Origin of the sequence: Paraburkholderia sp. GAS82 (assembly GCF_050436285.1) — a bacterium.
GTDB classification, from domain to species: Bacteria; Pseudomonadota; Gammaproteobacteria; order Burkholderiales; family Burkholderiaceae; genus Paraburkholderia; species Paraburkholderia phenazinium_B.
In genome coordinates this window covers 203,902-229,907 of sequence record NZ_JBNDLX010000001.1, presented here as the reverse complement: position 1 = coordinate 229,907, position 26,006 = coordinate 203,902, and the positions used below count along the sequence as shown (strand labels likewise).

Annotated in this window: 20 protein-coding genes; 15 read left to right on the top strand and 5 right to left on the bottom strand. The window is 62.0% G+C overall.

Going from position 1 to position 26,006, the window contains the following annotated elements; all coding sequences use genetic code 11:
- The first annotated feature begins 46 nt into the window (after positions 1-46).
- The 4 genes from wrbA to P3T17_RS01095 all read left to right on the top strand — a co-directional run bounded on the left by wrbA (position 47) and on the right by P3T17_RS01095 (position 3,466).
- Complete coding sequence (wrbA, locus tag P3T17_RS01110; protein ID WP_429404174.1) at positions 47-649, top strand: NAD(P)H:quinone oxidoreductase; 603 nt, start codon at positions 47-49, stop codon at positions 647-649.
- Positions 646-1,041: a DUF2069 domain-containing protein gene (locus P3T17_RS01105; protein WP_429404172.1), complete on the top strand. Its 396-nt coding sequence runs from the start codon at positions 646-648 to the stop codon at positions 1,039-1,041. Before wrbA ends, P3T17_RS01105 begins: the two co-directional genes overlap by 4 nt.
- 145 nt (positions 1,042-1,186) lie before the next feature.
- Positions 1,187-2,608 (top strand): FAD-binding oxidoreductase, encoded by a 1,422-nt coding sequence (locus P3T17_RS01100; RefSeq protein ID WP_429404170.1) that lies wholly within the window; start codon positions 1,187-1,189, stop codon positions 2,606-2,608.
- Between the two features lie 36 nt (positions 2,609-2,644).
- Positions 2,645-3,466: a metallophosphoesterase gene (locus P3T17_RS01095; RefSeq protein WP_429404168.1), complete on the top strand. Its 822-nt coding sequence runs from the start codon at positions 2,645-2,647 to the stop codon at positions 3,464-3,466.
- Positions 3,467-3,514: 48 nt separating this feature from the next.
- On the opposite strand, the gene P3T17_RS01090 is transcribed toward P3T17_RS01095, so the two are convergent.
- The gene (locus P3T17_RS01090; protein WP_167379378.1) at positions 3,515-3,670 is read right to left on the bottom strand and encodes a hypothetical protein; all 156 of its coding nucleotides are present in this window, start codon (positions 3,668-3,670) and stop codon (positions 3,515-3,517) included.
- A 203-nt stretch (positions 3,671-3,873) separates the two neighbouring features.
- Positions 3,874-4,812, bottom strand: a complete 939-nt coding sequence (locus P3T17_RS01085; protein WP_074263946.1) for a LysR family transcriptional regulator — start codon at positions 4,810-4,812, stop codon at positions 3,874-3,876.
- Between the two features lie 155 nt (positions 4,813-4,967).
- On the opposite strand from P3T17_RS01085, the gene P3T17_RS01080 reads away from it, so the two are divergent.
- From P3T17_RS01080 to P3T17_RS01040, 9 genes are all read left to right on the top strand, one after another.
- On the top strand, positions 4,968-6,536 hold the full coding sequence (locus tag P3T17_RS01080; protein WP_429404166.1) for an efflux transporter outer membrane subunit: 1,569 nt from the start codon (positions 4,968-4,970) through the stop codon (positions 6,534-6,536).
- A gap of 12 nt (positions 6,537-6,548) precedes the next feature.
- Entirely contained in the window at positions 6,549-8,753 is a 2,205-nt protein-coding gene (locus P3T17_RS01075) for an FUSC family protein (RefSeq protein WP_429404164.1), read from the top strand.
- Positions 8,743-8,943 (top strand): DUF1656 domain-containing protein, encoded by a 201-nt coding sequence (locus P3T17_RS01070; protein WP_074263943.1) that lies wholly within the window; start codon positions 8,743-8,745, stop codon positions 8,941-8,943. The genes P3T17_RS01075 and P3T17_RS01070 overlap by 11 nt, the downstream gene beginning before the upstream one ends.
- 13 nt (positions 8,944-8,956) lie before the next feature.
- Complete coding sequence (locus P3T17_RS01065; RefSeq protein ID WP_074263942.1) at positions 8,957-9,817, top strand: efflux RND transporter periplasmic adaptor subunit; 861 nt, start codon at positions 8,957-8,959, stop codon at positions 9,815-9,817.
- 804 nt (positions 9,818-10,621) lie between these two features.
- Positions 10,622-13,075 (top strand): type VI secretion system Vgr family protein, encoded by a 2,454-nt coding sequence (locus tag P3T17_RS01060; protein ID WP_429404163.1) that lies wholly within the window; start codon positions 10,622-10,624, stop codon positions 13,073-13,075.
- Between the two features lie 2 nt (positions 13,076-13,077).
- On the top strand, positions 13,078-13,959 hold the full coding sequence (locus P3T17_RS01055) for a hypothetical protein (protein WP_429404161.1): 882 nt from the start codon (positions 13,078-13,080) through the stop codon (positions 13,957-13,959).
- Positions 13,960-14,074: 115 nt separating this feature from the next.
- Positions 14,075-15,205 carry a WD40/YVTN/BNR-like repeat-containing protein gene (locus tag P3T17_RS01050; RefSeq protein ID WP_429404160.1) on the top strand — a complete coding sequence of 377 codons (1,131 nt, stop codon included), beginning with the start codon at positions 14,075-14,077 and terminating at the stop codon, positions 15,203-15,205.
- 313 nt (positions 15,206-15,518) lie between these two features.
- Positions 15,519-15,869, top strand: coding sequence for a hypothetical protein (locus tag P3T17_RS01045; RefSeq protein WP_429404158.1), 351 nt, complete (start codon positions 15,519-15,521; stop codon positions 15,867-15,869).
- Between the two features lie 79 nt (positions 15,870-15,948).
- On the top strand, positions 15,949-17,124 hold the full coding sequence (locus P3T17_RS01040; RefSeq protein ID WP_429404156.1) for a WD40/YVTN/BNR-like repeat-containing protein: 1,176 nt from the start codon (positions 15,949-15,951) through the stop codon (positions 17,122-17,124).
- A gap of 136 nt (positions 17,125-17,260) precedes the next feature.
- Here P3T17_RS01040 and P3T17_RS01035 read toward each other — a convergent pair whose 3' ends face one another.
- Positions 17,261-18,931 carry a methyl-accepting chemotaxis protein gene (locus tag P3T17_RS01035; RefSeq protein WP_074263938.1) on the bottom strand — a complete coding sequence of 557 codons (1,671 nt, stop codon included), beginning with the start codon at positions 18,929-18,931 and terminating at the stop codon, positions 17,261-17,263.
- Positions 18,932-19,364: 433 nt separating this feature from the next.
- On the opposite strand from P3T17_RS01035, the gene P3T17_RS01030 reads away from it, so the two are divergent.
- Positions 19,365-20,615 (top strand): MFS transporter, encoded by a 1,251-nt coding sequence (locus P3T17_RS01030; RefSeq protein ID WP_074263937.1) that lies wholly within the window; start codon positions 19,365-19,367, stop codon positions 20,613-20,615.
- A gap of 163 nt (positions 20,616-20,778) precedes the next feature.
- A complete protein-coding gene (locus P3T17_RS01025) occupies positions 20,779-22,746 on the top strand; it encodes a propionate--CoA ligase (RefSeq protein ID WP_429405461.1) in 1,968 nt (655 codons plus the stop codon).
- On the opposite strand, the gene P3T17_RS01020 is transcribed toward P3T17_RS01025, so the two are convergent.
- The gene (locus P3T17_RS01020) at positions 22,743-23,528 is read right to left on the bottom strand and encodes a 5'-methylthioadenosine/adenosylhomocysteine nucleosidase (protein ID WP_429404154.1); all 786 of its coding nucleotides are present in this window, start codon (positions 23,526-23,528) and stop codon (positions 22,743-22,745) included. The genes P3T17_RS01025 and P3T17_RS01020 overlap by 4 nt on opposite strands.
- Positions 23,525-25,876: a UvrD-helicase domain-containing protein gene (locus P3T17_RS01015; protein ID WP_429404152.1), complete on the bottom strand. Its 2,352-nt coding sequence runs from the start codon at positions 25,874-25,876 to the stop codon at positions 23,525-23,527. Before P3T17_RS01015 ends, P3T17_RS01020 begins: the two co-directional genes overlap by 4 nt.
- Between the last annotated feature and the right edge of the window lie 130 nt (positions 25,877-26,006).

Below are 26,006 nucleotides of genomic sequence, written 5' to 3'. Positions count from 1 at the left end.
TGCTGCGGACCCAACCCCTATAATACCTGCTCACTCGATCAGGCCTATGAAAGACATTCTCGTGCTCTATTACAGCCGTTACGGCGCCACGCGCGAGCTCGCGCTGGCGATCGCGCACGGCGTCGACAGCGTCCCCGGCATGCAGGCGCGCGTGCGCACCGTGCCGCCCGTCTCGACCGTCTGCGAGGCGACCCAGCCCGATATTCCGGCGGAAGGCCCGCCCTACGTCGAGCTGCGCGATCTGGAAGAATGCGCGGGCCTCGCGCTCGGATCGCCGACCCGCTTCGGCAATATGGCCGCTGCGCTCAAATACTTTCTCGACGGCACCACTCCGCAGTGGCTATCCGGCGCCTTGGCCGGCAAGCCGGCCTGCGTGTTCACGTCCACGGGCAGTTTGCACGGCGGCCAGGAATCCACGCTGTTATCGATGATGTTGCCGCTTCTGCATCACGGCATGCTGATTGTCGGCATCCCGTATACCGAGAGCACGCTAACCACCACGCTGACAGGCGGCACGCCCTACGGCGCATCGCATTTCGCGCGGGCCGATTCTGCGGAACACGGTATTTCCGCAGATGAGAAAACGCTTGCCGTCGCGCTTGGGGCGCGCGTCGCACGCACGGCCGCCTCCATGAGCGAACGCCCGTGAGCACACCCGATTCAGTTCCGACGCCCGCGCGGCGGCGCGGTGCGGCGCTTGGCGCAGCAGCGGCCCTGATCGCGCTGATCGTGCTTTCGGTCGCCTGGGAGTGGTGGCTTGCGCCGCTGCGTCCGGGCGGTACCGCGCTCGTTCTCAAAGCCGTACCGCTGCTGCTCGCCCTGCCCGGCGTGCTGCGCCAACGGCTTTACACGCTGCAATGGGCGTCGATGCTGATCCTGCTGTATTTCGCCGAAGGGATTGTGCGCGGCTGGAGCGAGCGCGGCCTGTCCGCCCAGCTCGGCTGGCTCGAAACGCTACTCGCTGTTGCTTTCTTCGTTTGCGCGCTGGCGTATGTCGGCCCGTTCAAACGGGCGGCAAAGCGTGCGAAACGGGCCGCATAAAGCCATGCACCTATGCCGCCTGTCCGATTGCGGCCCGCAACGCGCAGCTCCCAAAGATCAACCGTAGACGAGGCGACGTCGCGTGTTCGCCTCTCTCTTCTGACCGACCATCATGACCCATTCCGCTTCTCAAACGGCACCGAACATGGCCTCAGGCGCCGCCTTCATCGCGGCCTGCCGCGACGCTATCGGTGTAGCACACGTCCTGACAGAATCCCACGACACCGCCTCTTACCTCACCGACTGGCGTCGCCGCTACACCGGTGCGGCCTGCGCGGTACTGTGTCCGGCGACACCCGCCGAAGTTGCCGCTCTGGTGAAGCTGGCAGTGGAATATGGCGTCGCACTGGTGCCGCAAGGCGGCAACACAGGCCTGGTCGGCGGAGCCACGCCGGATGCCGGCGGCGCACAAGCGGTGCTCAGCCTGCGCCGTCTGAACCGCGTCCGCGATATCGACCCGCACAACAACACAATCACAGTCGAAGCTGGCGTGATCCTCGCCGACGTGCAGGCCCGCGCGGAAGAAGCCGGCCGCCTGTTCCCGCTGAGTCTGGCGGCCGAAGGCAGTTGCACGATAGGCGGCAATCTCGCCACCAACGCGGGCGGCACCGGCGTGCTGCGCTATGGCAACACGCGCGAACTCTGCCTCGGCCTCGAAGTGGTCACGCCACAAGGCGAGTTGTGGGACGGCCTGCGTGGCCTGCGCAAGGACAACACCGGCTACGATCTGCGCGACCTGTTCATCGGCGCGGAAGGCACGCTCGGCATCATCACCGCGGCCGTACTGAAGCTGCATCCGCAGCCGGCGGCGCGCGTCACAGCGCTTGCCGCGCTCGCCTCGCCGCACGCGGCGCTCGATTTTCTCGCGCTCACGCAACGCTTTGCCGGTCCGCTTCTGACCGGCTTCGAGTTGATGTCCGATTTCTGCCTGCGACTCGTTAACCGGCATTTCGTTCAGATGCGCTATCCGTTCGCCGAGCCGCACGCGCAAGTCGTGCTGCTCGAACTATCGGACAGCGAAAGCGAAGAACACGCGCGCGCCCTCTTCGAACGGCTGATGGAAACCGCGCTCGAGGAAGGCCTGGTGGAAGACGCAGTGGTAGCGGAAAACCTCGCGCAATCGCGGGCTTTCTGGAATCTGCGCGAACACATTCCGCTCGCGCAGGCCGAAGAAGGTCTCAACATCAAGCACGATATCGCCGTGCCGATCTCACGCATCGGGCACTTCATCACCGAAACCGACGCCGCGATTGCGCAAGCCGTGCCGGGCGTACGCATGGTCACGTTCGGTCACCTTGGCGACGGCAATCTGCACTACAACGTGCAAGCCCCCGAAGGCGTCGATGCGAAAGCGTTTCTCGCGGAGTACCAGAGCCCGATCAACCAGATCGTCTACGACAGCGTGCATCGCCATCGCGGCAGCATCAGCGCGGAACACGGGCTCGGCCAGTTGAAGATCGACGAGGCGATGCACTACAAGCAAGACGTGGAAGTGCAGTTGATGCGAGCCGTCAAACGCGCGCTCGATCCACTCAACCTGATGAATCCCGGCAAGGTGCTACGCTAGGAGTACAGGCTTTCCATCCACAAAGGAGTGCCGTTCGTGAAGATCCGTGTGCTGTCCGACCTGCATCTGGAGTGCGACGAGCCGGAAGTGATCCCGCATGCGCAGGCGGATCTGATCGTGCTTGCCGGCGATATTCACAATCACGCAGCGGGTGCGCGCTGGGCCGCCGAGACGTTCGACGGGGCTGCGCCCGTCGTCTACGTGCCAGGCAATCACGAGTACTACGACGGAGAATTCGGTGCGCTGGAAGCGGCCATGCACGATGCGGCAGCATCGGTCGAGAACGTGCACTTTTTGAATAACGCTGCGCTGGTGGATCCCGCTGGCGAATGGCGCGTGCTTGGGACCACCTTGTGGACCGACTTCACGCTCTACGGCGCTGACGAGGAGGCGCTGGCGATTTCGACGGCAGCAGCCCAGCGCGTCATGCTCGACTTCAAAGGTTTGATCCAGCTCACGTGGCCGCACGACGTCTCGGCCGCGGCGAACACCACTGCCACACGCGATTTCACCCCTGCCGACTCCCTCGCGCTACATGCACAGGCGCGCGCGTGGCTAGAGCGGGAATTGAGCAAGCCATTCGCGGGGAAAACCATCGTGGTCACGCATCACGCGCCGCACCGGTTGAGTCTCGCCGAGCGTTACGCGGATGACCGCGTGTCGGCCGGCTTCGTCAGCCATCTGCCGACGCTGGTGCGCTCACCGGTTGCGCTGTGGATTCACGGTCACACTCACACGGCGTTCGACTACACCGTTGAGGGCACGCGGGTCATGTGCAATCCGCGTGGCTACCTCGACCGTCGCACCGGGCAGCCGGAAAATCCGCAGTTTGCGTGGGACAGGGTGGTCGAAATATAAGATGCTTGAGCCGACACGGGCAGCGTCATCGACGCTACCCGCACACGCTCAGCGGCGGCGCTGATATCCCGCTGCGTCGCGACGTTCGGCGCGGATCGGCACCAGTTGCGGCTGCGCACGCAGGTTGCGCAACAGATCGCGCGAGGCGGCAATTCCAATCAGTCCCAGCATGACGGCCACGCCGATCAGCAGATGCGTATCCATGAGTCCCTCTTCGTTCCAGTAAATTCAGATTCCTGACTGCAACCCACTCGGTCCGGCCAGCGCGTTGACCCAACGTTATCAAATCAAATCGGCGGGAGAAGTAAGGAAATGTTGCGATGCCGAAGATCTGTAACAGCCTGTGATGCACGGCGAGAACGGTCGGTCAACGCGAACCGGCGGACGGCGTGCGCCAGGACCTGCCGTCACGTGCGGATGAATTTACGCAGTTCGGCCTGATCGGTGGCGAGCGTCGAGGGTAGTTCGTCACGCAGAAATTCGACCCAGGTGCGGATCTTCGCATCGAGATACTGGCGCGACGGGTACAGCGCGTACACGTTCATCTCCTGCGACGTGTACTCCGGCAACACCCACATCAACTGGCCGCTGCGCAGGCCGCTGATCGCCGAATAGATCGGGATGAGGCCAATGCCCATGCCCTCGCGCACCGCCACCGCCAGCGCCTCGGCGACATTCACCTGAAACGTCGCCGCGCCAAGCGCCAGGGTCTCCTGACCATTCGGGCCGTCGAAGGTCCATTCGTTTGTCGGAAATACGGGCGTGACCATCTGCAGACAGGTGTGGCGGCTGAGATCCGAAGGCGTCTGCGGCACGCCATTGCGTTCAAGGTAAGCAGGCGACGCACAGGCAACGCTAAATGCGCTGCCCAGGCGCTGCGAAACGAGGCCCGAGTCCGGCAGATCGTGCGCCAGCACGAGCGCAACGTCATAGCCCTCGTCGAGCAGGTCGGGCATGCGTTGCGCCAGCGTCAATTCAACCTGTACTTCCGGATAGCGTTGCTGATAACGCCCAACGGCCGGCACCACATAGTGCTGGCCGAAACTCGTCATGGCGTGGACTTTCAGCTTGCCGGACGGCTTTGCGTGAGCGTCGCCCGCTTCGGCTTCTGCCTGATCGACGTAGGCCAGAATCTGTTCGCAGCGCTGCAGATAACGCTCGCCGGCTTCGGTCAGCGCAATGCGGCGCGTGGTGCGATTGAGCAACCGGGTGCGCAGATGCGCCTCGAGATCGGAGACCGCGCGCGACGCATACGCCGTGGTCGTATTCAGGTGCTGCGCGGCACCGGTGAAGCTGCCCGCCTCGACGACGCGGGTGAAAACACGCATGTTTTGAAGCGTATCCATACCTATCCTCACTGAGACGAAGCGATTGTTACACGCTTCGCAAGAGCGATTATCTCAATTTCCGTAAAAATGCCTTACATCTTTGCGGGTTATTCGTAAATACAGCGAAAAATATAATGGCGCACAAGGTACTTTAGTCAATAAAGGAGTAAATCGTGCAGCCTCCGGTACAAAAAGGGATCACCGCGATTGCGGTTCTTACGATCTCCATGATAATCGCCGGCTGCGCCAGTACCGGAGGCATCGCGCCTCAGGCACGTGGAATGAATCCGTCCTCGCTCGATGCCGGCGCGGCGATTCGTGCAGCCGATGCCGAAGCGCAGTGGCCAGCTGCGGACTGGTGGCGCGTCTATAACGATCCGCAGCTCAATGCGTGGATCGACGCGGCTCAGGCCGGCAATCCGACGCTCGCCGTTGCGCAGGCACGGGTGCGCGAAGCGCAATCGCTGGCTGGCGTGGCGCACGCGGCGCTCTCGCCGCAGGTCAATGGCAGTCTGTCGCTCGAGCGTCAGCACTGGCCAGACAATATCTATTACGGACCGGGGTCGCTCTCGAACACCAACTCCTACGACAACACCGGCACGCTCGGCCTGTCCTATCACCTTGACCTGTGGGGCAAGGACAAGAACGCTGCCGAGCAGGCGCTCGACGCCGCTCACGCCAGCGCAGCCGACGAACGCGCCGCGCAACTCGAACTCGAAGCGAACGTGGTGCGTGCGTATATCGGTATGTCGATGAATTACGCGCTGCTCGACATCGCCCAGGCGACGCTGCAACAGCAACAGCAGATCGTCGATCTCGCCACCCGCCGTCTCAAAGGCGGTCTTGGCACGCAGCTCGAAGTGAGTCAGGCCGAAACGCCTGTGCCCGAATACGAACGCCAGATCGACGCACTCGAAGAGCAGATCGCGCTGGGCCGCAATCAGCTTGCGGCGCTGGCAGGCAAAGGTCCCGGCGCGGGCGATTCGATCACCCGCCCGACGCTTTCTCTCGACGCGCCCGCAGGCTTGCCTTCGACGCTGCCTGCCGAGCTGCTCGGCCATCGTCCCGATATCGTCGCGGCGCGTTGGACGGTGGCGGCACAGGCGCGCGGTATCGACGTCGCCAAGGCCAACTTCTATCCGGACATCAATCTGCTGGCATCGATGGGCGGCTATGCTGCGGCCGGTCCGCTGTTCCAGTTCCTGAAGGCGACCAACGGCGGCTGGACCGCGGGACCGGCGATGTCGTTGCCGATCTTCGACGGCGGCCGGCTGCGCTCGCAACTGGGCGCCGCGGATGCCGGTTATGACACGGCAGTCGAGCAGTACAACCAGACCATCGTCAGCGCGCTGAAGGACGTGGCTGACCAGGTGGTGCGGATCCGTTCTCTCGAGACGCAAGCCAACGATGCCGATCGCTCGGTCGCTGCCGCACACAAGAACTATGACCTCGCGAAGGAAGGCTACCGGCGTGGTCTGACGGACTATCTGAATGTGCTGGTGGCGCAGAACCAGTTGCTGCGTGCGCAGGAAGGCGTCGCACGCGTGCAGGCCGAGCGGCTGGGTGCGCATGCTTCGCTGATGACGGCGCTCGGCGGCGGCCTCGCCGATCCCGCTGACGGCCCGAAGACGGATGAAACGCTGCCGGCGCATGGGAAAGGCAAAACGGCGACGGCGGCGCCACCGACCGCCAACGCAATGACCGGCGGTCAGGCCTCCGCCTACGCGCCCACTGTGCAGTAAGGGCTGCGAATCATGTCCACCTCCCCCTCCTCAGTCCCACGCGAGCCGCTCACTTTGACGGCCTTCTACGCGGCCGCCGCCGATTGGGCCCGCACCGACGGCCTGACCTGGATCTATATCTTCAAGGCGCTGGCTGCCGCGTTTCTTTCGCTGTACGTAGCGATGAAACTCGACCTGCCGCAACCGCGTACCGCGATGACGACCGTCTTCATCGTGATGCAGCCGCAAAGCGGCATGGTGTTCGCGAAGAGCTTCTACCGGATCTGCGGCACGGTGGTCGGGCTCGTCGTCATGCTGGCGCTGATCGGCCTGTTTGCGCAGCAGCCGGAACTCTTCATCGCGTCGACGGCGATCTGGGTCGGCATTTGTACCGCGGGTGCCGCGCGCAACCGAAATTTCCGCACGTATGGCTTCGTGCTGGCCGGCTACACCGCGGCGTTGATCGGCTTTCCTGCGGCACAACATCCAGACGGCGCGTTCATTTCCGCAACGACGCGCGTCGCGGAAATCGTGGTCGGCATTGTCTGTTCCGGCGCAGTCAGCGGGCTGGTGTTCCCGCAATTCACCGGCGAACAGATGCGCACCACCATACGCGGCCGTTTTAGTGCGTTCGTCGAATACGTTTCGGCGTCGCTGTCGGGCCAGGTCGATCGCGCGCAGATCGAAGCCACCAACGCACGCTTTGTCGCCGACATCGTGGGCTTCGAAGCGATCCGCAGCGTCGCCGTGTTTGAAACCCCGGCCTCGCGGATGAGAGGCGGCCGCCTGTCGCGCCTGAACAGCGAGTTCATGACTGCATCGACGCGCTTTCACGCCTTGCATCAGTTGATGAACCGGCTGCATGAAGCCGGCGCGTACGCCGCTATCGAAGCCATCGAACCGTACTTCAAGGAGATCGCGCCGCTCCTCGACAAATCCGGCGAACCGGTTCTGACCGCCGCCGATGCCGTGCGCGTGACCGAACAACTGGAAACCTACAAGACCGAGTTGCCCAACCGGCTGCGGGCAACGCGCGAAGCGCTGGAAGCCCGCCCCGACGTGCCGCTGCTCGATTTCGACACCGCCGCCGAACTGCTCTACCGCTTCATCGACGATCTGCACGCGTATGCGGCCACGTATGCCTCGCTGGCGAGCGATACGCACGAGCGCGAGCGCTGGATCGACCGCTATGAGCCGCGGACCAACGCATTGTTTGCAGGGGTCGCCGGCATGCGCGCGACGATCGTGATCGCGCTGCTGGGCGTGTTCTGGATCGCGAGCGCGTGGCCGAGCGGTGTCACGCTGCTGCCGGTCGGCGCGGCGACCTGTGCTCTGGCGTCCACATCGCCGAACCCTACCCGCATGGCCTTCCAGATGGCGGGCGGCACGCTCCTGTCGTCGCTGATGGGGATGATTGTCGTATTCGGGCTGTATCCGCGCGTCGACGGTTTTCCGCTGCTTTGCGTTGCGCTCGCGCCGTTCCTGCTGCTCGGCGTATTCATGACGACGCGCCCGAAGCTCGCCGGCTACGGCGTGGGTTACTGCATTTTCTTTTGCTTCCTCGCAGGTCCGGACAACGTGATCCACTACGATCCGACCGGCGTGATCAACGATGGGCTGGCGCTGTTCCTGTCGATGCTCGTGTGTTCGATCGCATTCGCGCTGCTCCTGCCGCCGTCGCTGCCGTGGATGCGCAACCGTCTGTTGATCGACCTGCGCCGCCATGTCGTGACGGCCTGCAACTCACGTCTGACACGCCTGCGCTCCCGCTTCGAAAGCGGCGCACGCGACCTGATGTTCCAGATCAACGCGCTCGCCGAGACAGAACCCGAGGTCAAGCGCGACAGCCTGCGCTGGCTGTTCGCCGTGCTCGAAGTGGGCAACGCGATCATCGATATGCGGCGCGAGATCGGCGCGCTGCCGCCGGACGCGCGCTACGCGAAAACGATGCCATGGCGCATTGCCGAACGCAAGATGCGCGACGCACTCGCAGCGCTCTTCGACCGGCCAAGCGCACAACGGATGGACGCTGCGCTCGCAGCGACGATCGACGCTACTGCGGCCGTCCAGCAAGTGCTGTCGACGTTCACACCGCCGCGTGAGGAGCGTCATCGACTGCAACGCATCCTGAGTCATCTGCATTTCATTCGTACCGCGCTGCTCGATCCGCAATCGCCACTAGAGACGCTGGTGGGCTCGCGGACCGGGAAACAAGAAGGAGTTCGCCATGCCACGTGAAGTTGCTGTGCTTGACGCTTACGTGCCGGCCATTGTGTTGATGTTTATTGCCGGCGCTGTGCTTACCTGGGTGTTGGATCGCGCGATTGCCTATACGGGACTGTATCGCGTGGTGTGGCATCCGAACCTGTTCCGGGCCAGCTTGCTCGTATGTGTGTGCGGCGTGCTGGGTCTCGCCGTTTATCGTTGATCAGAGTCGAATCATGACCATCCGAAATATTCTGGGTTTTGTGGCAACAGCCGTCGTATTCATTGTTGCGCTGCTGATAGGCCGCGCCTTATGGGTCCACTACATGGACGAGCCGTGGACACGCGACGGGCGAGTGCGCGCGGACGTCGTGAACATTGCGCCGGACGTCTCGGGCGCGGTGGTGGCGCTGCCGGTACACGACAACGAGCTGGTAAAGAAAGGCGATTTGCTGATGCAGATCGACCCCTCGCATTACCAGATCGCGGTCGAGCAGGCACAGGCTGCCGTGGCGGCACGCAAGGCCGAGTTGCAGATGCGCCGCGACGACGCGCAACGCCGCGCGGACATGGACAGCCAGGTGGTGTCGAAGGAAAGTCAGGAAAACGCGACGCATACGGCGTCTGCTGCGGAAGCAGCTTATGAGCAGGCGCTGGCGGCACTGGATGCGGCGAAGTTGAATCTGGAGCGCACGCGCGTGGTGTCACCGGTGGATGGATATGTGACGAATCTGAGCGTGTTCCAGGGGGACTATGCCATCGCGGGCGCGGCGAAGCTCGCTATTGTGGATAGTCATTCATTCTGGGTGTATGGTTACTTTGAAGAAACGAAGCTGCCGCACGTGAATGTCGGCGATAAGGCTGAGATGCGGTTGATGAGTGGTGGTGTGTTGCAGGGGCACGTGGAGAGCATTTCGCGGGGGATTTACGACCGCGATAATCCGCAGAGCCGCGAGCTGCTGGCTGATGTGAATCCGACTTTTAACTGGGTGAGGTTGGCGCAGCGGGTGCCCGTCCGGATTCAGATTGATCATGTCCCTGATGGGGTTGTTTTGTCGGCTGGGACTACTTGTACTGTTGTTGTCAAGGCTGGGTGAGGTTTTTGCCTGCGGCGCCTTGGTTTGGTGGTTGTTCTTGCGGTGTTGGCCTTTCCTTGCATTCTTAGTGGTCTATTAGCGATGCCCCTGTGCGGGGCGGCACTTACTTTCTTTGCGGCGGCAAAGAAAGTAAGCAAAGAAAGCGGGCTTGCAACCGCTAGCCTGTAGGTGTCCACCACTGACATGAAGTCGTAGTGGTCCGCGCACGAGAGCTGCCTTCGCACCACACCCGTTAGTGACAAGGTAATCATCAGCTCCAGCGTCGCGCTACGCGCCCCGCCGTCGGGCATAACCCATCCTGCTGGCTATTTAGGTATGCTAGCGATATTGATGAGTCTTCGTTCATCAGGATGAGGCGTTTTATCCGTCCTGCTGCCCGGGGCGCTGCAATCAACCGATTACCTCCTTTGCAAGTGGTCCGGGGCCTCTTCCCGTGACCGTTTCCCATGCGGACGCGAACAAGCGCGAAGTGGCCGTAGCCAGGGCCGCAACGTTGTCCGCAATTCGCACCTCGGACCGGCGAAGCCCGCCAGATGGGTTCCAGGGTCGCGGCATCCGAACAGAAATACGGACATTACCGATATTTTTGCGGATACCGTCTGCGCGGGCGGCCAGGATTGCTCGCCCGCCGATTTGCGCCTCGACTTTCAACGATCAATTTGCAGATTTTTCCGCATGAATTGGGATGGCACGCAGGGTAAAAACCCTTAGGAGCCAAATAAGCTCCGCATCGCGGCCTCCCAATCTTTGTAGTCCTGCTGAATCAGGCCGCGCCTCTCAAACAATCGCAAGGAGGCCAGGTCAATGACAGATCTGCAGGGCGCACTTCAGGTCCTACCGGGGCGACAGGCGTACCACCTCGACGTACCCGGTACGGACAGCGCGGCGGCGCTCTCTGTGGTGTCGTTCGAGGCCACCGAGAAGATGGGTGCACCGACCGAGGTGCGTATCGTATTGACCCACCCGCAACAGCTTGCGCGCTCCGGATACCTGAGCCGTGACGCGTCGTTTGTCATCGTGCCGGACGATGGACCACCCCGGAAATTCTCCGGCTTTATCGCGCGCTTCTCAACGATCCAGAACACGAAGGATTACGTCAAGTACGAAGTCGTGTTGAAGTCGCATTTCGGGCGGCTGGCAGCAGTGACCCGAAACAGGATCTTCCAGCATGGTTCAACGCCCGACATTCTGGCGGAGATGTTGCGCGGTCACGGAATGCTTGAGCACCAGTTCAGTTTCCGGCTACGCCGCCAGTATCCGAAGCACGCATTTCGCATGCAGCACGGCATGAGCGACCAGAATTATGCGCATATGCTGCAGGAGAAATCGGGCATCTACAGCTATATCCAGGAGACGGAATACGGCGATCAGGTGGTGTTCGGGGACGACGTAGATCATTACATTTACGACGAACCGCAACGCGTCGTGCCATACCGCGAAGCAGGGGGACTTGAGGCGTGCGGCGTCGAGGCGGTGACGGCGATAAAGACCCACACCGTGACGGTGCCGCAGTCGTTCATGGTCGCGGATTACAACCCGGAGCAAGCCTGGGAGCGTTTGCGCGACACGTCCAACGTTGCGCCCAGCGATCCCACCACTTACGGCCAGTCCTATATTTATGGCACTCACCACCTGGACCAGGCGGGGGCGAAGTGGGAAGCGCAGCTTCGCCACGAAGCGGCCATCGCCTGGCAGGTAGTCTTTGAAGGCGACAGCAACGTGCTGAACCTGCAGCCGGGGCGCGTGCTGGAAACAGATCTTGTGCTGCCCGATGCACCCAAAGGCCAGTTGATCGTCGAGGTCACGCACAGCGGCGCGCGCGATACGCCCTACTCGAACAGCTACAAGGCAATACCCGCTGACCGGCGCTTCCGTCTCAGGCTTGAGACGCAAACCTGGGCCAAAGTGACCGGCACGCTCAGCGCACGCGTCACCAGCCCGGACTCCTACAAATACGCATACGTAACCGCAAACGGCCACTATACGGTGCGTTTTGATGCGGACTTCGAAACGTGGCCCAACGGCGGAGAAAGTGTTCCGCTGCGCCTCGCGAAGCCGTTCGCGGGCAAGCTGCAAACCGGCATGCACTTTCCGGCGCTGGACGATGCCGAAGCCGTGATTACCTGCCGCGACGGCGACCCGGACAAGCCCGAAATCGTTGCGTTCCACCATCACAGCCAGGCGCGCGACCTGGTGACGAATGACCGGCGCTGGCTCTCACGGAATGTGATCCGCACCCAGGCGAACAACAAGATCCGCTTTGAGGACTGGGCGGGCCAGGAAGGTGTCAAGCTCAGCACGGAGCATTCGGGCAAATCGCAACTGAATCTCGGCTACCTGGTTGACAACAAACTGGAAAAGCGCGGCGAAGGCTATGAGCTTCGCACATCCGGTTACGGAGTGAGCCGTGCAGGTAAGGGAATGATGGTCACGGCATATGACCGTCCAGGCGCGAGCGGGAATCAGCTCGACATGCAGGAAACCATCGCACAACTGGAAAGCGCGCTGGCGACTGCGAAGGCGCTGGCAGCATCGGCGCAAAGCGCCAAGGCCGAGCCTGCCGACACCGATGTACAGCAGCAGATGAAGGAAGATTTCGACGGGCTGAAGAAGCCGGGTCTGCTGATGAGCACCCCGGCATCGGCGGCTGTTGTCGCGGCCGGCGGCGTGCAGTTCGCGGCGCAGGACAGCATCAACGCTGTAGCCGGGAAGAGCGCCGACTGGAGCGTGCTGAAACGCTTCACGGTCGCAGCGGGCGAAAAGATTTCGCTGTTCGCGCAGAAGTTCGGTGCCAGGATTTTTGCGGCAAAGGGTCCGGTCGAAGTGCAGGCACAGAATGATGCCATGTCGCTGCTGGCCTCCCAGGATCTGACGATGGAGAGCGTCAACGGCACGGTACGCATCAGCGCGAAGAAGGAACTCACCCTCGAATCAGGCGGTGCCTTTATCCACATGAAGGACGGCAGCATTACGTTAGGCGGCCCGTTCGACCTCTTTCTGAAGGTCATTACGATTCAGAAGAAAGGCGCGCAGAGACTGTCAACCGCGGTTCCGCCATTGCCGGAATCGACGGGGGCGTTTGATGAGGCTTTCGTCGCGCATTGGGCCGGGTCCGAAGTTCCTGTCGCCAATACGCGTTATCAGATGTTCTCTGAGGGCAAGCTGATTGCCGAAGGTACAACCAATGAACATGGCGAAACGTCGCTGGCGCAGAGCCATGTCCCCCAAGGCGTTTCGATTCGCTTGAAGGGCAATTAAAAATGGCAGATGAAGACAAGGATGTGGGTTACGCGGAGTCGTACATGACGCTGAAGTCATACACGAAGCGTGCCCGCGTGGAGCGTACCGCCTGTGACGATCATGTCCCACCTGCTGCGGATTCGATAATCGGACATTGCGAGTACTACTACAGGCCGTTGCAGTGCGAATACACGGAAACAGTCGAGAAGGTCACGGCGGGCAGCGCATGGGCCACCGTGAAAGCCTTCGCCACATCCTGGGACCCGTGGACCGACAAGGAAGTCTCTGCCCGTCTGCTGCACCAGCGGCAGACGCTAATCCAGCCCGAATGTACCTCTTCCGACTGGTCCCGGCATAGCAACTTCATGATGCGGCACATCGGCTGCGGGCATAAGCCGCCCAGCTATTACGTCAGCTACGGTTACTTCTACTGTTCGAACTATGGTGCGAAATTGAAGCCAACGCTTTCCCAAACGGGCAAGGATTGGCTCGACAGCGCGAGGTGGTATCTGCAGGCAAACATGGAGGATGGACTGAAGCAAAATATGCGTGGAGACGTCATCCAGATGAGCAGCACCAAGCCGGGAAACGGCAGCTTCACAATGACGGTCTCTCAATACAAGCTTGAACTGGACAGCGAAACGTTCAAGAGCTTTGCGTTCAAGACACATCCGCTCGCCTATCTTGATGGCGGACTGGCCCGTTTGCAGCTTCCGGACATGATGAAAATCATGGGCGGCCCCGCACTGGAAGAATGGGGCGACTGGCGAACCTACGAGCAGGTATGGGACAGCGGCAAGGTGGTTGCAGGCGACACCATCGGGGACGCATGGAACACAACGAAGGCCGATATCGATGACCCGGTGAGCAAAGTGCTCGGGCGGCTAATGGATGCGAAGTGACATGCGGATGCCCACGCGCAGGACATTCATTTTAGGCAGCCTTCTGGCCGCCATCGCAATTTACGGATATCACAGCATGACGACCCCAGGCTGGCAGACCATTTCAACAACATTCATGAAAAATGACAAACCGTATGGGGGCGGCGACTCCCGGATCAATGGGAACGAGGTTATCAGTCTCAAGATTGCTAACCCGGCAATCACGTTCAAGCCCGTTAGTCAGCGGAAAGACCCGGACTACGCGGAGCCTAGCGAAGCATGGATGAATAATTCCAGCGAGCGGCTGAATCGGCGCACCGTTAGCTTTTTTCGCGGCACCATCGACGGAGGGTTGACACGCCACTTCCATCAGCCGGGACAGGACGCGGCCTGGTGGTATTCGAAGGACTGGACCACGCAGTATGTCAGCACGGACTGGATGGACTACAAGATTCCTGAGCCAAAGAATGGCTTGACACCGCATATCACGAAGCTCTGGCGCTCGCGCGATGGCGGCAAGAACTGGACGCAACTCGACTGGCCGGAAAACCGGAATATCGGCCAGCTACTTTTCCTTGATCCTGACCGGGGATACGCGGTTGGCTGGGGACCGCACGTCTGGCGCACGGCGGATGGCGGGCGTACATGGAAAGAAATCACAGTTCCGCTCTACGCAACCGAGGACGACGCGCCCCGAAAGACCTTTGACGCCGTGGACCTTGGTCCGGACGGCACGCTGCGTGTGGCCTACTACGTGCCGGAAGAAATGGCGGACATGCATCCTGAAAGCATCGTGGAGCGGCTGAAATGGGATAGCGACGCGTTCGAGCCTGACGTGAAGCTTCCTGATCAGGTAGTCGTTTCGCTACAGTCCGAGCAGGTACCGCCCGATTACGCCTATGCGGTATATGCGCTATCCCGGCTCGGCCCGCCGCGCAACTGGAAGGACTTGAGTGACAACGGGCACCGGACCGGTGCGCTATCGACATGGGGAAACCGCCGCAATCAGACGGTGGAGCAACCCCATACCTTCGATGCACGTCTGATGCTGGACGGACTCAGCGTGGGCAAGCGTGGCGTACTGCTTGTGTATGCAACGGATGCCTCCGGCGAAGGTGCGCCACGCGACATGACGTTTGCCAGCAAGGACTACGGCAAATCGTGGACCGAAACCGATGACGGTATCACGCAGGGTGTTTATTTCGACCCCGCCACCAATACACAGTACGGTCTGTATGGCTATACGCTGAAAAAGCGAACCTGGTAGGCGTTCGCCTGGCTCCCGTGCCTGGTGATTGCTGCCCCGCGCCGACGGGGCTCTCGCTAGTCCCCCAGAAGGAGCGACGATTGCGACCTAACATGCGCGGTCCATAGCTCAATCGTCGGATCGCGCTGTTCCATTAGATCGATTCGGTGATACCAATGTCTCATGCTGCTTCTGCTCTTTCAGCGTCTTGACGAGTGCGAGCGCGGAGCCGATAGCGGCACGCGGTGCGGCTCCTTCGCTTTCATCCGTTCACCGGGAATGGTCCAGATACCGCTTTCAGCCTGTTCTTGCGAGGCGATAACTTCAGTTAGATATGAAAGATGGGCTCAACCAAAATATGCAGGGAAACATAATCCAGATTAGCAGCGCCAAGCCGGGAAACGGCAGCTTCACAATGACAGTCCCTCGATACAAGCTTGAACTGGACAGCGAAACGTTCAAGAGCTTTGCGTTCAAGACACACCCGCTCGCCTATCTTGATGGCGGACTGGCCAGTTTGCAGCTTCCGGACATGATGAAAATCATGGGCGGCCCCGCGCTGGAAGAATGGGGCGACTGGCGAACCTACGAGCAGGTGGTTGCAGGCGACGCATGGAACATAGCGAAAGCCGATATCGATGACGCGGTGAGCAAAGTGCTCGGGCGGCTAATGGATGCGAAGTGACATGCGGATGCCCACGCGCAGGACACTCATTTTCGGCGGCCTCCTCCTGGTCGCCATCACAATTTACGGATATCACAGCATGAAGGCCCCCGCCTGGCAGACCATTTCAACGACGTTCATGAAGAATGACAGACCGTATGGGGGCGGAAATAGCCATTTTAGTGGCAAGGACGTCATATCACTAAAGGTCGCTAGCCCCGAACTACGATATCGCGTTGTAGATTTGGACAAAGGATACAACGCGGCGCAAGCCGTTCCCGAAGAGTCATGGATGGACAATTCCAACGAACGGCTCAATCGCTCAACAGTTAGCTTTCTACGCGGAACGATTGACGGAGGCTTGACAAGCTTCTTCCATCAGCCGGGACAGGACGCGGCCTGGTGGTATTCGAAGGACTGGACCACGCAGTATGTCAGCACGGACTGGATGGACTACAAGATTCCTGAGCCAAAGAATGGCTTGACACCGCATATCACGAAGCTCTGGCGCTCGCGCGATGGCGGCAAGAACTGGACGCAACTCGACTGGCCGGAAAACCGGAATATCGGCCAGCTACTTTTCCTTGATCCTGACCGGGGATACGCGGTTGGCTGGGGACCGCACGTCTGGCGCACAGCGGATGGCGGCCGCACGTGGAAAGAGATCACGGTTCCGCTCCACGCAACTGAGGACGACGAACCGCGAAAGACCTTCGACGGCGTAGACCTTGGTCCGGACGGCACGCTGCGTGTGGCCTACTACGTGCCGGAAGAAATGGCGGACATGCAACCTGAAAGCATCGTGGAGCGGCTGAAATGGGATAGCGACGCGTTCGAGCCTGACGTGAAGCTTCCTGATCAGGTAGTCGTTTCGCTCCAGTCCGAGCAGGTACCGCCCGATTACGCCTATGCGGTTTATGCGCTATCCCGGCTCGGCCCGCCGCGCAACTGGAAGGACTTGAGTGACAACGGGCGCCGGACCGGTGCGCTATCGACATGGGAAAACCGTGGCAATCAGACGGTCAAGCAACCCCATACCTTCGATGCACGTCTGATGCTGGACGGACTCAGCGTGGGCAAGCGTGGCGTACTACTCGTGTATGCAACGGATGCCTCCGGGGAAGGTGCGCCACGCGACATGACGTTTGCCAGCAAGGACTATGGCAAATCCTGGACCGAGACCGATGACGGTATCACGCAAGGTGTTTATTTCGACCCCGCCACCAATACACAGTACGGCCTGTACGGCTATACGCTGAAAAAGCGAACCTGGTAAACGTTCGTGTATAACGTCGGCGTTCGTCTATCCTGCCCCGTCTTTCAGGCCGACGTTTGCCTTTACGGCGGTGGCAAGGAAAGGCAAACGCAACCAAAAAAAACACCCAACCCAAGGCGCCGCAGGCACCCCAACCTCACCCATTCAACCTAAACCTCCCCACCATCCCCTTCAAAGCCTTAGCCTGATCATCCAGAGCCCGAGCAGCAGCAGTAGCCTGCTCAACCAGAGCGGCATTCTGCTGGGTCCCGGCATCCATCTGCGTAACCGCGAGATTAATCTCCTCGATACCAGAACTCTGCTCGGCAGAAGCAGCCGAGATCTCCCCCATGATATCGGTCACCCGCTTGACCGCCTTCACCACCTCATCCATCGTATTCCCAGCATCCTGCGCGAGCGCCGACCCATTCCCCACCCGCTCCACCGACGTGCTGATCAACCCCTTGATCTCTTTGGCCGCGCCAGCACTGCGCTGCGCCAGATTCCGCACCTCAGCCGCCACCACCGAAAATCCGCGCCCCTCTTCCCCCGCGCGCGCGGCCTCGACAGCCGCGTTCAAAGCGAGAATGTTCGTCTGGAATGCGATGCCCTCAATCACCCCAATGATGTCGCCAATGCTCTTCGCGCTGTCGTTGATCTCGATCATCGTCGACACCACGCGGCTCACTACCTCGCCGCCCTTCTCCGCAATCTCCGAAGCATTATTCGCCAGCGTGCTCGCCTGCCTGGCGTTGTCGGCGTTCTGCCGTACCGTCGAGGTCAACTGCTCCATGCTGCTCGCCGTGCGCTCCAGCGCCATCGCCTGCTGCTCGGTGCGCTGCGACAGGTCCAGATTACCCATCGAAATCTCGCCCGATGCCGTCGCAATCGCGTCAGCACTCGCCGCGATATCCGACACCGTCGTCGAGAGCCCGCTCTGCATGTCATGCAGCGCCGATAGCATGCTCGAATGATCGTTGCGTGCCAGCGCAATCTGGTTCGACAGATCCCCCGCCGCAATCCGGCTCGCAATCTCCTTCGCGTACACCGGCTCGCCACCCAGTTGACGCGCCAGCCGTCGCACCACCCATTCGCTGATCACAAACGCCAGCACGATCAGGCCGATTGTCATCGCCGCCATCGTCACGTACGACGAGTGGTAGATGAACGCCGAGGCGTCGATGGTCGCCTTCGCGGCCACGCCGCGCTGCTCGACCAGCGCGTCCACCATCTTCTCGAGCTTTTCGGTCTCCACCAGCAAGGACACATCCTGCATGCCCACCTGCCAGTTCATCTGCGACAGATCGAGCGGCTGTGCCTTCACCAGCTTCACGAAATCGCGCAGGTGGCCGCTCCACGTCCCGACCGCCGCGGCGAATTTCTTCTGCTGCGACACCTGATCCGCATCGGCGGGATCGACATACTGCTGCAGCGTGTTGATCTGCGTCGACAGGCCGGCGAGACCCTTGTCGATGTCCGAGCCGAGTTCATCGCGCTCCTTGGCCGTCGTCGCGGTCAGCAGCATCTTCTGCGCACGGCTCGCGCGCAGCACATAACCTCGCGCTTCTTCGGCCGCCCGGCTCGCTACGTGACCCTGGTCGTAGATCGATTGCGCCGATCCGTTGAGCCGGCTGATCTGCGCCAGCGAAAACACCCCGATCACCAGCGTACCGATCAGCACCGCGGCGAAAGCCAGTCGGAGCGTCGCCTTCACGGACAAACCCTTGAGCCGCCCAACCGGCGCGCGCGAACCGGACGGACCGCCCGCCGGTTCGTCACTCGCTACGAAACCGACACCCGGCTGGCTGCCCAGCGAAACTGCTTTCATATTTGGTCCTCACGTATGACCAGCCGGAAAGGTCGGTTCCGGCATTCCTTGTTATCTCTTCGGGTCTACGGCACCAGCGGCAGCAATCTTTAGAGCCGCCGTCGTGCAGTGTTCCGCCCCCAATGCGCGTCCACTATGTGAACAGCGCGCCAGCGACGGCTTTATACACAGCCAAAATTCCCCCTGACAAAACGCACCGAGACATGGCAAATGGTCGGTCCTTGTGACCGACGCGCGGCAGATCGCCCCACCGTGGTGCCAGCATTACGCCGTTTGATGTCTGATTCGCGACAAAACTTGTCCGAACATTTCATGCAAGCCACATTACACTTCATGAAACGTCAGATAGTTCCCCGTAGTGTGACGATATGGCGCAGACGGTATCGTCACCCAGCGGATCCGGCCCGCTCACTTTCTCCCCTCTCTCACGCGCATGGAAACGAGCCTCGATAAAAACGCCCTCGCCGGCGGTTCAAGCATCCCCACCGCTGCCCCTCTGGCCGTCAAGGCCCAACGCACCGTGTACTCGGTGCTCGGCGCAATCAGCTTCTCGCATTTGATCAACGACATGATCCAGTCGCTGATCCTCGCGATCTATCCGATGCTGAAGGACAACTTTTCGCTGTCGTTTGGGCAGATCGGCCTGATCACGCTGACCTACCAGATCACGGCGTCGCTGCTGCAGCCGCTGATCGGCATCTACACCGACAAACATCCGAAGCCGTATTCCCTGCCTGTCGGCATGGGCTTTACGCTGGCCGGCCTGCTGCTGATGTCGGTCGCGCCGAATTTCGGCATTCTGCTGGTGGCCGCGGCACTCGTCGGCTGCGGTTCGTCGGTGTTCCATCCGGAGTCGTCGCGAGTCGCGCGGATGGCCTCGGGCGGCCAGCACGGTCTTGCGCAGTCGCTGTTCCAGGTGGGCGGCAACGCCGGCTCGTCGCTCGGCCCGCTGCTCGCCGCGCTGATCATCATTCCGCACGGCCAGCGCAGCATTGCATGGGTCTCGGTGGCGGCACTGGTCGCGATCGTCGTGCTTACGCAGATCGGCCGCTGGTACAAGCGTCATCCGGCCACCAAAAAGGCCAAGGGCGCGCAGGCCGGCCATGCGACGCTGTCGCGCAACAAGGTGCTGTTCGCCATGAGCGTGCTGATGCTGCTGGTGTTCTCGAAGTACTTCTATCTCGCCAGCATCAATAGCTACTTCACGTTTTATCTGATCGACAAGTTCCATCTGCCGGTCCAGGCCGCGCAGATCCACCTGTTTGTGTTCCTCGCGGCGGTCGCGGCGGGCACGATCATCGGCGGTCCGGTGGGCGACCGGATTGGCCGCAAGTATGTGATCTGGGTGTCGATCCTCGGCGTCGCGCCGTTCACGCTGCTGATGCCGTATGCCAACCTGTTCTGGACCGGCGTCCTCACGGTCGTGATCGGCGTGGTGCTGGCGTCGGCGTTCTCGGCGATCCTCGTCTACGCGCAGGAACTGATTCCAGGCAAGGTCGGGATGGTCGCGGGGCTGTTCTTCGGCTTTGCGTTCGGCATGGGCGGGATCGGCGCGGCAGTGCTCGGCCAACTGGCCGACGCGACCAGCATCGCTTATGTGTACAAGGTCTGCTCGTTCCTGCCGCTGATCGGCGTGCTGACGGTGTTCCTGCCCGATGTCGAGGGAAAACGCGCGAAGGCGTGAGTTTCGTGTGACGTGGGGATGGACGGAGAAAGGCGCTGCGGCGCCTTTTTTCGTTTTGCGGGCCGAGCCGGCTAAAACACCATTGCGATCGAGGCATCGGGTTTGCTAACACCGTGCCTATGGTGAACCCGCGTTGTCCGCGCCTGCACGCCTGCTCTATGCTGTGCGGACACGCACCGTCACGCTCGCTCACAACATATCGCAGGAAGGATCGCCGCCGATGACCCGTTACCGCGAGTTCCACCGCCGTTCCATCGAAGCCCCTGAAGACTTCTGGCGCGATGAAGCGCGGCGCATCCATTGGGAGACGCCGTTCGAGATGGTGCTCGACCGCTCGAATCCGCCGTTTGCGCGCTGGTTCGTCGGCGGCCGGACCAACCTGTGCCATAACGCGGTGGACCGGCATCTCGCCGAACGCGCCCAGCAGAATGCGCTCGTCTATGTCTCGACGGAAACCGGCATCGAGCGGCGCTACACGTACGCGGAGCTATACGCCGAAATCAACCGCATGGCCGCGGTGATGCGCTCGCTCGGCGTCAAGCGTGGCGATCGCGTGCTGATCTATCTGCCGATGATCCCCGAAGCGGTGTTCGCGATGCTCGCCTGCGCCCGGCTCGGCGCGATTCACTCTGTCGTGTTTGGCGGTTTTGCGGCGCCGAGTCTCGCAGCGCGCATCGACGATGCAACCCCGGCGCTGATCGTGACCGCCGACGCCGGCGCGCGCGGCGGCAAGGTGATCGACTACACGCCGCTCGTCGACGAAGCGCTCGCCCGCGCGCAGCACAAGCCGCCGCATGTGCTGCGGATCGACCGGCAGCTTGCACCGGAGCGTCTGAACGCCAGCTACCTCGTCGACTACGAGCCACTGCGCGAGCAGTTTTTCGACGCGCATGTGCCATGCGAATGGCTGGAGTCGAACGAGCCCTCGTACGTGCTGTACACGTCGGGCACCACCGGCCGTCCGAAAGGCGTCGTGCGCGACGTGGGCGGGTATGCGGTGGCGCTGGCGGCATCCATGGAATACATCTACGAGGGGCGCGCGGGCGACACGATGTTCACCGCTTCGGACATTGGCTGGGTGGTCGGCCACAGCTACATCATTTATGCACCGTTGATCGCGGGCCTGACTACGGTCATGTACGAAGGCACGCCGATCCGCCCGGACGGTGGCATCTGGTGGCGGCTTGTCGAACAGCATCGGATCAACCTGATGTTCACCGCGCCGACCGGCTTGCGCGTGCTCAAGAAGCAGGACCCGGCACTGCTGAAGAAGTACGACCTGTCGAGCCTGCGCACGCTGTTTCTGGCCGGCGAGCCGCTCGACGAACCCACGGCCTCGTGGATCTCCGACGCGCTCGGCAAACCAGTGGTCGACAACTATTGGCAAACCGAGACCGGCTGGCCGATGCTCGCCATCCAGCGCGGCGTCGAGGCGTTACCGCCGAAGCTCGGCTCGCCGGGCGTGCCGGTGTACGGCTACAACCTGACGCTGCGCAACGAGCAGACCGGCGACGTCTGCGCAACAGGCGAGAAAGGCGTCATCACGCTCGGCTATCCGCTGCCGCCGGGTTGCATGTCGACGGTGTGGGGAGACGACCGGCGTTTCGTCAGTACGTACTGGTCGAGCGTGCCGGACCAGCAGCTCTATTCGACCTTCGACTGGGGCATTCAGGATGACGACGGCTACGTGACGATCCTCGGGCGCACCGACGACGTGATCAACGTCGCGGGTCACCGGCTCGGCACGCGGGAGATCGAGGAAGCGATCTCGAGCCATAAGGCCGTGGCTGAGGTTGCGGTGGTGGGTGTCGCGGATCCGCTGAAGGGCCAGGTGGCGCTGGCGTTCGTCGTGTTGCGCGATGCGGACCGTTATGCGGCGGACAAGGCGCGCCTGAAACTCGAGGCCGAGCTGGTTTCGACGGTCGACCGTCAACTCGGCGCTATTGCGCGGCCGGCGCGGGTGCATTTCGTGGCGATGCTGCCGAAGACGCGTTCAGGCAAGCTGCTGCGCCGCGCGATTTCGGCGCTGGCGGAAGGCCGCGATCCGGGCGACCTGCCGACTATCGAGGATGCGAGCGCATTGCAGCAGGTGCGCGACGCGCTGGCGGCGGGCGCGGGTGGGAAGGCCTAAACGCGCGCCTGCAAGAACCGCTTGAGAATACCGTTCGAGTAGGTCCCGGCGATCTCGGTCAAAAACGAAGCAAACGACGCGGGTGCATGGGCGTCCGCCGTATCGGACACCGTGCGCACGATCGCACACGGCACGCCGTACTCGTGACAGACCTGCGCGATCGCTGCGCCTTCCATCTCGACCGCGAGCGCATCCGGCAATGTCTCGCGCAGCGCCTCGACGGCCGCCGCACTGGCGACAAACTGATCGCCGCTGATGATGAGGCCCCGGTGCACCTGAGGCAGTTGCGTGCCGAAGCGTGTCGCTACCGCCTCGCCCTCTTCCGCGACAAAACGTCCAGTCGCCGCCGCGAGTTGATCCGCCAGCACCTGATCCGCAGCGAACCGCGCGATGCCGAGCAACGGCACCTCGAAACGAGGAAACAACGGTGACGCATCCAGATCGTGTTGCACCAGAGTATCGGCGACAACCACATCGCCAATCCGCACTTCACGCCCCACGCCGCCAGCGACACCGGTAAACACCACCGCTTCGACATCGAACGCATGAATCAGCGCGCTGACCGTTGCTGCGGCGGCCACCTTGCCGATCCGCGCCAGCGTCACGACACAGGGCGCGCCATGCACGGTGCCGAGGTGATAGTCACGGCGCCCATGTGTGACCGTACGGACACCAGACTCCGCCCGCATCGCCTCGACCAGATCACCGAGTTCCTGCGGCAACGCTGCCATCACCCCGAGCGGACGACGACCGCCCGCCGCTCCGGTTTGCGCCGTGCTCATTCGACCGCCTGCAGTTTGGCGACGGCGAGCGCCAGCCACTTTTCGCCGTGCCGCTTGAACTTGACCTGGGCTTTCGCATCGGCGCCACCGCCTTCGAGCGCGATGATCGTGCCTTCGCCAAACTTGGTGTGAAACACCTGCTGGCCGACCCGGAAACCGCTTTCGGCCGCGCGCGTTTCATTGGCGAAAGCCGGCAGCGGCGCCGAGGTCGAAGACGACGGGCCCGTGTAACCCGGCCGCGCAAACCAGTCGCGGCCATAGCCAGCGTTATCGGAGCGGCCACCCCAGCGCGAACCCGCCTCGACCTTGGGCGTGAGCCACTTGAGCGTTTCCTGCGGCAACTCATCGAAGAAACGCGAGCGGATGTTGTAGCGCGTCTGGCCATGCAGCATCCGGCTCTGCGCGAACGACAGGTACAACCGCTCCTTCGCACGCGTAATCGCAACGTACATCAGACGGCGCTCTTCTTCGAGGCCGTCGGTTTCCATCGCGCTGTTCTCGTGCGGGAACAGGCCTTCTTCGAGGCCCGTGATGAACACCGCGGTGAACTCGAGGCCCTTGGCCGCGTGGACCGTCATCAACTGCACGGCTTCCTGGCCCGCCTGCGCCTGGTTGTCGCCCGCCTCCAACGACGCGTGCGACAGGAAGCCGGCGAGCGGCGTCATCGTGTCGGGGTTTTGCGCGGGGTCGGTGACGTCCGGCGCATCGAGGACGACGATGTTGGGGTCATCCGTCTCCGCCACGAGCTCCGGCGCGGACGTCGCACCCGGACGCAGCGGAATGGAGCGCGCCGGCGTATCGAGGCCGTAGCCTTCTTCACTGACGAACGCTGCGGCCGCGTTGACCAGTTCCTGCAAGTTTTCGAGGCGGTCCTGACCTTCGCGCTCGGTCTGATAGAACTCCGACAGACCGCTCGCGCGCACGACATATTCGACCGTTTCCGGCAAGCTCATCTGCTGCGTTTCCGCGCGCATCTTGCCGACCAGATTGGCGAAGCTGGCGAGACTCGACCCCGCCTTGCCGGCGACGTACGGAACCGCCGCGGCCATCGAGCAGTTGTAGAGACGCGCGGCGTCCGCGAGCTGCTCGATCGAGCGCGCCCCGATGCCACGAGTCGGAAAGTTGACGACGCGGGAGAACGCGGTGTCGTCGTTGGGATTGTCGATCAGACGCAGATAGGCGAGCGCGTGCTTGATTTCCTGACGTTCGAAAAAGCGCAGGCCGCCATACACGCGGTAAGCGATACCCGCGTTCACCAATGTATGTTCAATGGTGCGCGACTGCGCATTGCTCCGATACAGCACGGCGACTTCGCTGCGCGAGGTGCCGGTGTTGATGAGCGCCTTGATTTCCTCGACGATCCAGCCGGCTTCCTGGGTATCGGTGGCGGCCTCATAGACGCGCACCGGCTCGCCGTGGCCCGCATCGGTACGCAGATTCTTGCCCAGACGCCGCGAGTTATTGGCGATCAACTGATTGGCCGCATCGAGGATGTGGCCGTGCGAGCGATAGTTCTGCTCGAGCTTGATCAGATGACGGACATTGAACTCCTGTTCGAAGTCGCGCATGTTGCCGACATTTGCACCGCGAAACGCGTAGATAGACTGATCGTCGTCACCGACGGCGAAGATCGAATTGGTCTGCCCGGCGAGCAGCTTGAGCCACGCATACTGGAGCTTGTTGGTGTCCTGAAACTCGTCGACGAGGACGTGCCGGAAGCGCGCCTGGTAGTGAGCGCGCAGCGGCGGATTGTGCGCTAGCAGTTCGAAGCAGCGCAGCAGCAGTTCGGGGAAATCGACGACGCCTTCGCGCTGGCACTGCTGGTCGTAGGCCTCGTAGAGCTCGACGAATTTGCGGTTGAAGTTATCGGTAGCGTCGACGTCTTTGGGGCGCAGGCCCTGCTCTTTGGCGTTGTTGATGAAGTACTGGAGATTCTTCGCCGGGTACTTTTCATCGTCGATGTTCAGGCCCTTCATCAGACGCTTGATCGCGGAGAGCTGGTCGGCGGTATCGAGAATCTGGAAGGTAGCGGGCAACGCGGCATCGCGATGGTGAGCGCGCAGCATGCGGTTGCAGAGGCCGTGGAAGGTACCGATCCACATGCCTCTGGTGTCGATGGGCAGGAGCGCTTGCAGGCGCGCCATCATTTCGCGGGCGGCCTTGTTGGTGAACGTCACCGCGAGGATGGTTGCGGGCGACGCCAGGCCTTGCTGGATGAGCCACGCGATTCGCGTGATGAGGACGCGGGTTTTGCCGCTGCCCGCGCCGGCCAGAATCAGTGCCGGTTCGTTTGGCAGCGTTACCGCTGCGTGTTGTTCGGGGTTCAGGTTACTGAGGAGTTCGGGCATTTTCCAGGGGTCGGCGGCGGTTTGACCGTCATTATAAGGTTCGGGGGTAGGTTTGGTTTTTGCCTTCGGCTGGTTGTTGTGCCTGCGGCGCCCCGGTTTGGGTTAACCGCCAAACCGGGGCGCCGCAGGC

Bases quoted from the DNA above. Each gene is read 5' to 3' on its own strand.
- wrbA (WP_429404174.1), top strand. From the start codon at position 47: ATGAAAGACATTCTCGTGCTCTATTACAGCCGTTACGGCGCCACGCGC.
- P3T17_RS01100 (WP_429404170.1), top strand. From the start codon at position 1,187: ATGGCCTCAGGCGCCGCCTTCATCGCGGCCTGCCGCGACGCTATCGGT.
- P3T17_RS01090 (WP_167379378.1), bottom strand. From the start codon at position 3,670: ATGGATACGCATCTGCTGATCGGCGTGGCCGTCATGCTGGGACTGATT.
- P3T17_RS01085 (WP_074263946.1), bottom strand. From the start codon at position 4,812: ATGGATACGCTTCAAAACATGCGTGTTTTCACCCGCGTCGTCGAGGCG.
- P3T17_RS01075 (WP_429404164.1), top strand. From the start codon at position 6,549: ATGTCCACCTCCCCCTCCTCAGTCCCACGCGAGCCGCTCACTTTGACG.
- P3T17_RS01070 (WP_074263943.1), top strand. From the start codon at position 8,743: ATGCCACGTGAAGTTGCTGTGCTTGACGCTTACGTGCCGGCCATTGTG.
- P3T17_RS01065 (WP_074263942.1), top strand. From the start codon at position 8,957: ATGACCATCCGAAATATTCTGGGTTTTGTGGCAACAGCCGTCGTATTC.
- P3T17_RS01060 (WP_429404163.1), top strand. From the start codon at position 10,622: ATGACAGATCTGCAGGGCGCACTTCAGGTCCTACCGGGGCGACAGGCG.
- P3T17_RS01055 (WP_429404161.1), top strand. From the start codon at position 13,078: ATGGCAGATGAAGACAAGGATGTGGGTTACGCGGAGTCGTACATGACG.
- P3T17_RS01050 (WP_429404160.1), top strand. From the start codon at position 14,075: ATGAAAAATGACAAACCGTATGGGGGCGGCGACTCCCGGATCAATGGG.
- P3T17_RS01045 (WP_429404158.1), top strand. From the start codon at position 15,519: ATGAAAGATGGGCTCAACCAAAATATGCAGGGAAACATAATCCAGATT.
- P3T17_RS01040 (WP_429404156.1), top strand. From the start codon at position 15,949: ATGAAGGCCCCCGCCTGGCAGACCATTTCAACGACGTTCATGAAGAAT.
- P3T17_RS01035 (WP_074263938.1), bottom strand. From the start codon at position 18,931: ATGAAAGCAGTTTCGCTGGGCAGCCAGCCGGGTGTCGGTTTCGTAGCG.
- P3T17_RS01030 (WP_074263937.1), top strand. From the start codon at position 19,365: ATGGAAACGAGCCTCGATAAAAACGCCCTCGCCGGCGGTTCAAGCATC.
- P3T17_RS01020 (WP_429404154.1), bottom strand. From the start codon at position 23,528: ATGAGCACGGCGCAAACCGGAGCGGCGGGCGGTCGTCGTCCGCTCGGG.
- P3T17_RS01015 (WP_429404152.1), bottom strand. From the start codon at position 25,876: ATGCCCGAACTCCTCAGTAACCTGAACCCCGAACAACACGCAGCGGTA.